Source organism: Bacteroides sp. AF32-8BH (genome assembly GCF_003435205.1).
GTDB lineage: Bacteria > Bacteroidota > Bacteroidia > Bacteroidales > Bacteroidaceae > Bacteroides > Bacteroides ovatus.
On the sequence record NZ_QVLZ01000005.1, the window covers coordinates 158,857 to 169,659 of the forward strand.

At 44.3% G+C, this 10,803-nt stretch carries 4 protein-coding genes; all 4 read left to right on the forward strand.

Annotated elements, in window-relative coordinates:
- Positions 1 to 86 precede the first annotated feature (86 nt).
- Positions 87 to 1,208, forward strand: coding sequence for a glycoside hydrolase family 88 protein (locus DWZ47_RS05280; protein ID WP_117512462.1), 1,122 nt, complete (start codon positions 87 to 89; stop codon positions 1,206 to 1,208).
- Positions 1,209 to 1,289: 81 nt separating this feature from the next.
- Positions 1,290 to 4,586, forward strand: a complete 3,297-nt coding sequence (locus DWZ47_RS05285) for a glycosyl hydrolase (protein ID WP_117512463.1) — start codon at positions 1,290 to 1,292, stop codon at positions 4,584 to 4,586.
- Between the two features lie 18 nt (positions 4,587 to 4,604).
- On the forward strand, positions 4,605 to 7,910 hold the full coding sequence (locus tag DWZ47_RS05290) for a glycosyl hydrolase (protein WP_117512464.1): 3,306 nt from the start codon (positions 4,605 to 4,607) through the stop codon (positions 7,908 to 7,910).
- A gap of 45 nt (positions 7,911 to 7,955) precedes the next feature.
- A complete protein-coding gene (locus tag DWZ47_RS05295; RefSeq protein WP_117512497.1) occupies positions 7,956 to 10,721 on the forward strand; it encodes a glycosyl hydrolase in 2,766 nt (921 codons plus the stop codon).
- The last annotated feature ends 82 nt before the right edge of the window (positions 10,722 to 10,803 follow it).

The window sequence follows — 10,803 nt, forward strand, 5'->3', positions numbered from 1 at the left end:
AAATAGTACTAGGGTGCATTTTATGCAAAAGTTTTCGCCCTACATTTGCTGAAAACTAATTTTAATGTATCACTAAAATAAAATTCATGAAAAGACGACTATTTTTCGTTGTGACATTACTCGCCGGATGGAATCTTCTTTCGGGACAGTCTCTTCCCGACCGGAAAGAGACCTTGAAAACATTGGTGAAAGTCAATGATTGTTTTATGAAAAAGTATGCCGATTATACCCAGCCCAGTTATGTGGGTAAATTCAGGCCCAGTAATATTTGGACCCGGGGTGTTTACTATGAAGGGCTGATGGCATTACACACAATTTATCCCCGTTCGGATTATTATGATTATGCATACGACTGGGCTGATTTTCATAAGTGGGGGCTGCGTGATGGAAATACAACCCGCAACGCAGACGACCACTGTTGTGGACAGACTTATATTGAGCTTTACAAGATATGTCCTGATCCGGTGAAGATAAAAAATATCAAGGCATCAATGGATATGTTGGTGAATACTCCGCAGGTAGATGATTGGACTTGGATTGATGCGATACAGATGGGAATGCCGGTTCTCGCCCAATTAGGAAAAGTTACCGGTGAACAGAAATATTATGATAAAATGTGGCAGATGTACGCCTGTTCGCGTAATAAGATAGGGAAAGGATTATTCAATGAAAAGGAGGGATTGTGGTGGAGAGATGCTAATTTTGTCCCTCCTTATAAAGAACCTAATGGGAAGAACTGCTATTGGAGCAGAGGAAATGGCTGGGTGTATACGGCATTAGTAAGAGTGCTGAATGAAATTCCGATGGATGAAGTGCATCGGGCAGACTATAAAGCTGATTTTCTGGCAATGAGCAAAGCTTTGAAAGCCTGTCAGCGTACTGATGGCTTTTGGAACGTAAGTTTGCATGATGACTCCAATTATGGCGGTAAGGAGACATCAGGAACTACCTTATTTATATATGGTATGGCTTGGGGAGTACGGAATGGCTTATTGGATAAGAAAGAATATATGCCTGTCATTGTAAAAGCATGGAATGCTGTAGTTAAAGAAGCGGTACGTTCCAATGGATCTTTGGGATATGTGCAGGGAAGTGGTAAAGAACCGAAAGATAGCCAGCCCGTAACTTATAAGAGTGTTCCTGATTTTGAAGATTATGGAGTAGGATGCTTTTTACTGGCAGGTACTGAAGTATATAAGTTAGATTGATTGGGATAGTCAGGTTTTTTAGTTTTCAATAGGTATTAGATAACAATCGTTCGCTAAATTCTAAAATTAACAAATTCTAAAATGAAAAACAGCAATACATTATCTTTAATTGCAGTGTTATTACTAACCAGCTGTATAGGGGGGCACAAAGCTATCACAACGGATACTCTTTCGGATGCTGTGTTCGGTTTTGAGAATGTGCAGGACAGTGCCCGTACCAAAACGTGGTGGTTTCATGGGGAAACAGAAACAACAAAAGAGGGAATTACCGCTGATCTTGAAGCATTCAAACGGGCTGGAATCGGTGGCGTGGTTTATTATGACCAGACACACGGTGGGATGGAGAATGCTTTTCCCGCTTTTTCTCCTGAATGGTGGGAGATGTTGAGGTTCTCGGCTAAGGAAGCCGAACGACTTGGACTGACCTTTGAGGTCAATGTCTCGAATGGATTTGTAGCCGGAGGTCCTTGGATCACTTATGAATACGGGATGAAGTATTTGGCAGCCACTGAACGGAAACTTCACGGCGGTCAGTATTTTGAAGGAAAACTGGAAGTTCCGGTCAACCGTTATAACTATTCCCGGGATGTGGCAGTCATCGCCTTTCCTGTTCCGGCAGGTGGTGGCATCTCTTCAGCAACAGAGAAAGTGAGCTATTCATCGAATATGAGTGGAATTAATCTGGAGAACTTATTTAATCCGAAATCATCCACGGTTGAGCAGATTCCGGTTCCCGGAGAGGGAAAGTCCGTATATCTCAACTTGCAGTTCGATGACGAATTCACTGCCCGGAGTATCAGCTACGAAGTGCGTCCGAAAGGAAAGGCTACTACCAGTGCAAGTAATGTTCCGGGACCGCCACAGGATACCTTTTATGGTACCGGCTATCGGGTACTTCCCAATCTGGGGCAATTGGAAGTCTCAAATGACGGTGTGAATTATACTCCTGTCTGTGATTTGAAGCCTGTATACCGGGCTCTTGGAGGCTGGCGTTTGAAAACTCTTTCATTTCCGGCAGTTACAGGTAAATATTTCCGGTTGAATTTGCACGACTGGTGGGAGAAGAATGATTCCAGTCCTGAAATGCAGTTGGCCCGTGTTGTGTTACAATCGACTGCTAAACTTGATGAGTATGAAGAAAAAGCCGGCTTTTATCCGGAATACATAGATAAGGATCAGACCCCTCCCTACAGTGCCAAAGAGTCGATAGATGCTTCGCGTATTCTCAATATCAGCGATAAGATGGATAAGGATGGTATTCTTCGCTGGGAGGTTCCCGAAGGTGACTGGATGGTGATGCGTTTCGCTTACGTGCCTACTGGCGCATCAATTAAACATGGTCGTCGGAATCTGATGGGGCGCGAGTGCGACAAACTCTCTGCTGCGGCTGCGGAGCTCCAGTGGAAAAATTATGTAGGGGTTATTCTTGATTCGCTGAAAGTATCCGGTAACTATAACCTTGCGGGTATGGTAATGGATAGTCATGAAGCGGGATCGCAGAACTGGACGAATAATTTTATTGAGGAGTTCACCCGTCGGCAAGGATATGATCCGACCTTATATCTTCCGGCTATGATGGGTTACATCATCAATGATGTGCAAACCTCAAACGATTTTCTATTTGATATCCGGCGAAATATTGCCGACATGATCTCTGATAACTATTTCGGTACATTTGAACGGCTGTGTAAGGAGAATGGGCTGACCTTGACAGCGCAAGCTATCGGAAACGCTCTCTGTATCCCCGCTGATCCGATTCAGGCTAAAAGTAAGGTAGCCAAACCACAGGGGGAATTCTGGCCTATCCAGCCTGACGGTATGTACGATATCAAAGAATGCTCTTCATCGGCACACCTCTATAATAAGTACATTGCATCGGCCGAAGCCTATACCGATGCCAAATACAGTCATTCGGCCGCTGATCTGAAGACATTGGCTGATTATGCTTTTGCATGGGGAATCAATGAATTTGTTATTTGTGCTTCGGCCTACCAGCCTTGGCTGAATCGTTATCCGGGTAATACGGGTGGGGGAAGGCACTATTGTCTCAACCGTAACAATACATGGTGGGAGTATAGTGCTCCATTTTGGGACTATCAGGCCCGCATTGCCTATGTGATGCGAAAAGGGAAGCCGGCCATTGACTTATGCGTTTATTTGGGAGGAAATGCTCCGGTCAAGATATTGACCTATAAGCTTCCGGATATTCCGGGTGGTTATGATTTCGATGCTTTTACATCGGACGCCCTTCTCACCCGTATGTCGGTCCGAAACAACCGGGTCATGCTTCCTGACGGAACGGGATACAATATGATGGTTCTGCCGAGGGATGGAGATATCACATTGGATGCCTTACGAAAAATAGCAGGAATGGTGAAACAGGGAATCCGGGTGTATGGCCCTAAACCGGGTGCACATTTCGACTCTAACCGTGATACCGGTAAACAGGCGGAATATACTCGTCTGGCCGATGAACTGTGGGGAGAAAATCCAGCTTCTCAAGGTTTCAATCAGGTTGGTAAAGGGGTTGTTTATTGGGGGATGCCTTTGGCGGAAGCTATTGAAAAGGCGTCTATTATTCCTGATATCTCAATGCAAACCGGTAATACCAAAGATAATATGATTTATTTTGCCCACCGGAAACTGGCCGATGCAGATCTTTATTTTATGGCTAATCGTAAGGACTTGCCCGAGGAGACTACTTTTACGTTCCCTGTTAACAGAAAATTTGCAGAACTGTGGAATCCGGTTACAGGTGAACGTTATTCTCTTACTGGTAGAAAAAGCAAGGATGGCAGTACAAGTGTTGATCTTTGTATGGCTCCGCGCGAAGCTTTTTTCGTTGTTTTCACGGACAAGCAGGAAAAACTGCCGGCTATGAAATGGTATCAGCCGACGAACCGGTCGGAAACGATAAAAGGAAGTTGGGAGGTGTATTTTGATCCCGTCTGGGGCGGACCGGGAAAGGTCGTTTTTGATGAACTATATGATTGGACATCAAGTACCGACCCCAGAATTAAATATTATTCCGGTACGGCAGTGTATAAAAAGACGATACAATGCAATCCTTCAAACGACCGGATTTATCTTGATTTAGGAAATCCGGGACTCATCGCCCGCGTATTCGTTAATTCTCAGGAAGCCGGTGTAGTATGGTGTTCTCCATGGAATCTGGACATTACTAAATATCTGACTCATGGCGAAAACAAATTAGAAATACACGTGGCAAATTCACTGATGAACCGTATGATTTATGATGCATCTTTACCCGAAGAGAAAAGGGTTACTTATGCCTATCCTGCCATTGTTTCGGAGGGCGATCCTTTGGTGGCGTCAGGATTGAAAGAGGTAAAAATTGTAAGAGAAAGTCGTGATTAAATACATTAATGAGATAATATGGTGTCAATAAAATATTCTTGTTTTTCTTTTTTGCTTCTTCTGTCTACATTCATTTATGGGGATGAGAACCGGACTAAACTTGCAGGATTGAAAGACGCGTTGTATGGTTTCGAGTATCTGCAAGATTCTACCCGGACGAAAGTTTGGTGGTTTCATGGTGAAACTGTGACTACCCGTGCGGGTATTACAGCCGATCTGGAGGCTTTTCATAAACAAGGAGTAGGCGGCGTGGTTTATTATGACCAGACCCATGGCAACTGTGAGGGAGCTTTTGAGGCTTTCTCTCCCGAATGGTGGGAGATGTTGGTTTTCGCTTCACAGGAGGCAAAAAGACTGGGATTAACTTTTGAAACACATATTTCCAATGGATATGTGGCTGGGGGGCCATGGATAACACCTGCGCTGGGGATGCAGAGATTGACTTCGGTGGAGACAATAGTGGATGGCGGAAAAGACTTGGAGTTTTCGCTTCCTGTTCCTGAAGCACGCTCTGATTATTATAAAGATGTGGCTATATTAGCTTTTCCGTATCAGAGGGAAATACATGATGACAGTCGTGTCTTGAAGCCGGTGATAACTTGCAATAAGGCGGACATAGATGCTAAAGCATGTTTCTCGTCGTCAAAACAATTATCCGTAATTCCTGTACAAAAACCGGGAGAGTCTGTTTATATGACGCTTGATTTTGGAAAACAGTTCACAGCACGTTGCATTACCTATTCAATGGCTCCCAGAGGGAAAGCGGCTACTGATGCCATGAATGTGCCAGGTCCCCCTACAGAGGAATTTGTAGGAACGGGTTTCCGGGTTCTGCTAAATCTGGGAGAATTGGAAGTTTCTGATGACGGACTAACTTTTAAAAAAGTATGTGATTTGAAGCCTGTTTATCTTTCTCTTGGGGGATGGAAACAGAAGACTCTTTCTTTTCCGGCTGTAACAGGACGATATTTTCGTTTGAATCTGCATGATTGGTATGAAAAAAAGGATCGGAAACCGCATCTGGAGCTTGGGCAGGTGGTCTTGTCTTCCCGTGCCTGCATTGACCAATGGGAGGAGAAAGCTGCTCTGACCTCTGCATATATTGAAAATGATTTTACGCCTTCTTATCAAAAAAATGAAATCATAGACCCTGATCGGATAGTGGATCTTACGGAGCAGACAGATTCATTGGGGACAGTACGCTGGAAAGCTCCTGCCGGTAAATGGGTAGTGGTACGTTTTGCCCATGTTCCAACGGGTGGAAGGACCAAACATGGACGTAAGAACATGATTGGTTTAGAATGTGACAAGCTATCTGCCGTTGCTGCAGAGGCACATTGGAATCATTATCTGAAACACATTGCCGATTCGATAGAAGCTCATGGCGGACATTTGGACGGAGTGGTGGTAGATAGTCATGAAGCTGGTTCGCAGAACTGGACATCGGGATTTGAAAATGACTTTCTGCGTTTGCGTGGGTATGATTTAAGAAAGTATCTGCCGACATTGGCCGGATATGTAGTAGAATCACGCGAAGTGTCGGATGGATTTCTGTATGATATGCGGCGTACTATTGCGGATTTGACAGTAGAAAAATATTTCGGAACATTTCAGCGTTTGTGCAAAGAGCGTAATCTGATACTTACATCGCAGGATTTTGGCGCACTTTGTATGGCAGGCGACCCTATTCTGGCTAAGGGAAAAGTGCAGAAACCTCAAAGTGAATTTTGGGGACATCATCCTGACGGGAACTATGATATAAAGGAGTGCTCATCGGCTGCGCATATGTATGGCAAACCTATTGCATCTGCCGAAGCCTTCTCTGATGTGAAATTTAGCCAGTCATTGGCAGAACTCAAACAATTGGCTGATTATGCTTATGCTTTTGGTATCAATGAATTTGTCGGGTGTGCCTCTTCCCATCAACCTTGGCTTGATAAGCTGCCCGGAAGCACTGGCGGAGGGCGTCATTATGCATTGAACCGTACTAATACCTTTTGGGAATATAGCCGGGATTTCTGGGATTATCAGAACCGGTCTTCTTTCCTTATGCGGCAAGGCATGTCTGTCATAGACTTATGTTTGTATCTGGGTGATAATGCCCCGGTTAGAATCCTGACTCATCGTCTTCCTGTCATACCGGCGGGGTTTGATTTCGATGCTTTCTCAACTGATGCATTGTTTACCCGTATGGAGGTAAAAGAAGGGCGTATTGTATTGCCGGATGGCGTGAGTTATCAGATGATGGTATTGCCGCGAAATGGAGAAATAACACTGGAGGCTTTGCGTAAGATTGCTTCTTTGGTGCAAGCTGGTGCATCTGTTTATGGAACACGTCCACAACGTTCAGGTACATTGCATGATTTGGAACATATGGTTGAATATGAAGAATTGGTCAATATGATGTGGGGAAGGAATAACACTCCTCAAGGATGTAGTCATTATGGCAAAGGAACTGTTTACTGGGGGATGTCTTTGACTGATGCAGTATCGAAAGCGGGGATGATGCCGGATGTTACTGTACCTGAAAAAAGGAAGTTTTATTATGCCCATCGCACTCTTTGGGATGGAGAAATTTATTTTCTGGATAATCATGAAGATACTCCTTTGGCGCATACATTTATTTTCCGTACTAGTAAAAGGTATGCTGAACTATGGAATCCTGTGACAGGAAAGCGTTATTCATTACAGAGTACTCTTACAGCTGACGGTCGTATTTCAGTCCCTTTGCAGATGGCTGCCCGCGAATCTTACTTTGTCATTTTCAGTGATGCGCAGAGCACAAGTCAATTGCCCGTGAAAGAGTGGAATATGCAGGAGAAGAAAACTTTTATTCAGGGAGATTGGACTGTAGACTTTTCCGAAAAGCTCGGTGGTCCCGGTAAGGTTGTTTTTACTGCGTTGACGGATTGGACTAGCCATAAGGATGAACGTATCAAGTATTATTCCGGTACGGCTGTTTATCGCCATAATCTGATGATGGACGACAAGCGGTCTGAATCGCGGTATTTGCTGCGTTTTGCCAAGCTTGCCTCCATTGCACGCATCGTGTTGAACGGGCGGGAAGTCGGTACGGTGTGGTGTTCGCCTTGGGAAATAGATATTACGGAAGCTCTGGAGACAGGGGAAAATAAACTGGAGATTTATGTAGCAAATTCTCTGATGAATCGCATGATTGGAGATTCTATGCTGCCTGAAGATCAACGTATCACTTATTCTGCTACTTCTATAGCAACACCCGGAATGTCATTGATACCTTCAGGTATTATAGGATCTGTACAGTTGGTTCGGCAGATGTCTGCGTCCAATTCTTCTGATAAATAAAAGATGATAATATTTGATTTACTATTGTTTATGAAAAATGTGTGCTTGAATAGAAAATACATTACAACATTCTGTTTGCTTCTGACGAGTTGCTATACGCTTACTGCACAAGAATGGCCGGAAATACAACCTGAAGCCCGTCCCGCTACCCGTTGGTGGTGGATGGGGAGTGCAGTAGATGAGGTTAATCTAACCTATAACTTAGAAGAATATGCTAAAGCCGGATTGGGAGGGGTGGAAATCACTCCAATCTATGGGGTACAAGGTAATGATGCCAATAATCTCTCTTTTTTAAGTCCTGAATGGATGAAGATGCTCCGGCATACCCAAGATGAGGGAAAACGACTGGGAATAGAGATAGATATGAATACCGGGACGGGATGGCCGTTCGGCGGACCGGAGGTCGATATGAAGGATGCGGCCACCAAGGCTATCTTTCAGTCTTATCAGGTGAAAGGAGGTGAGGCAGTCAGTCTTGATGTCAGTGTTCGGGATAAAAGACAAAAGCCAGTGGCTCATTTGAGTTGCGCCATGGCTTATTCCGACAAAAAACATTGTCTGAATCTGACTTCCTACGTACATGATGGAATACTGCAATGGCAGGTTCCCGAAGGTAAATGGGAGATTGTCGTGCTCTATGTGGGCAAGACTTTTCAGAAGGTGAAACGTGCTGCACCGGGTGGAGAAGGGTATGTAATGAATCATTTGGACCGGGATGCGGTCAAGCGGTATTTCTCTAAATTCGACAGGGCTTTCCGGGAGAACAAGATGGTTTATCCACATACATTCTTTAATGACTCTTATGAAGTATATGGAGCAGACTGGACGCCCGATTTTCTGGAGCAATTCGCCAGACGGCGTGGTTATAAACTGGAAAACCATTTCCTCGAGTTTCTGGATCAGGGTCGTCCGGATATTACTGCCCGCATTGTTTCCGATTATCGCGAGACAATATCCGAACTTCTCATCGAGAATTTCAGCAAGCAGTGGACTGCCTGGGCACATAGTCATGGAAGCATTACCCGCAATCAGGCGCATGGTTCTCCTGCTAATCTGATTGATACATATGCTTCTGTGGATATTCCCGAGTGTGAGGGTTTCGGACTTTCTCAATTCCATATCCAAGGATTACGCCAGGATTCATTGACCCGTACCAATGATTCCGACCTGTCGATGTTGAAGTATGCTTCTTCTGCCGCACATATTGCCGGAAAACCGCTTACTTCCTCGGAGACATTTACTTGGCTCACCGATCATTTCCGTACTTCGCTTTCACAGTGTAAGCCGGATATGGATCTGATGTTCCTGTCGGGAGTTAACCATATGTTCTTTCATGGTACGCCTTATAGTCCTAAAGAGGCTAAATGGCCGGGATGGAAGTTTTATGCTTCTATTAATATGTCACCCGCCAACAGCATTTGGAAAGATGCTCCTGCTTTTTTTGAATACATCACACGCTGTCAGTCTTTCCTTCAGATGGGAAAACCGGATAATGATTTTCTGCTTTATCTTCCTTTATACGATATATGGCAGGAGCAGCCCGACCGTTTGTTACTTTTTACTATCCACCATATGGCCAAACGTGCGCCGAAGTTTATCGAAACAGTCCATACGATTACAAAAAATGGATATGATGTAGATTACATATCCGATGCTTTCGTTCAAAGTACCCGTTGTCGGGATGGAAAGCTGATTACAGAAGGTGGAGCGTCTTACAAAGCACTTATTATTCCGGCTGTCAAACTTATGCCGGAACGTGTGCTTCAGCATCTTCTGAAATTGGCAGAGGAAGGGGCGACCCTTATTTTTATAGAGAACTATCCCGAGGATGTACCGGGCTATGGTCAATTGGAGAAACGTAGAAAGAACTTTGCCGGATGGAGAAAACAACTTCCGTCTATTTCTACTTTTGACAGTACGCTTTCCACACCTTATCAGAAGGGGACGATTATTACAGGGAAAGATTATGGGTCTGCATTGGCTAAGAGCCTTGTTTTTCCTGAAGAAATGAAAGTTCTCCATGGTCTGCAATATATCCGTCGTTCCAATGATAAAGGTTATCATTATTTTATATCTTCCTTACAAAGCCGGGGAGTTGATGATTGGGTAACGCTTAGCGTATCTGCCGAAGATGTAATGTTATTCAATCCGTTGACCGGAGAAAAAGGAAAAGCACAGACCCGGATACAAAACGGGCGGATACAAGTACGATTGCAATTACGCTCCGGAGAAAGCGTCATCCTGCAAACTTTCAATCAACCGCTCAATCAGGTGGAAAAATGGAATTATATTCAGGAACAACCTGTCAGCCTCTGTCTCGACCATAATTGGAAATTGCATTTCATAGAAAGCATTCCTGCAATAGAAGGAGAGTTTTCAATAGATACTCCTTCTTCATGGACGGAGATAGGGCATCCGGATGCTGCTGTTACGATGGCTACCGGAGTCTATACCAATGAAATACAACTTCCGGAAATCTCTGCTGACGACTGGATACTGGACTTGGGTGATGTGCGTGAAAGTGCCCGTGTACGTATCAACGGTCAGGAAGCAGGAGTAGTCTGGGCTGTTCCTTTCCGACTAAAAGTGGGGAAGTGGCTTAAACCCGGTAAAAATATCATTGAGATAGCAGTGACCAACTTACCCGCTAATCGTATCAGTGATATGGATCGCCGGGGAGAAAACTGGCGTATTTTCCATGACATCAATATGGTAGGCTTGAATAATAACCATAATCCTTATAGCAATTGGCAATCATTACCTTCGGGGCTGAACGGGATGGTGAAGTTGATTCCCATTAATTGTCAATAGACAAATTAAGCCGCGCAGGAGTGTGTATTTCCGAACTTTTGTCCATACATTGGTATCTGAATCCAGCTCAATTTTATGCATA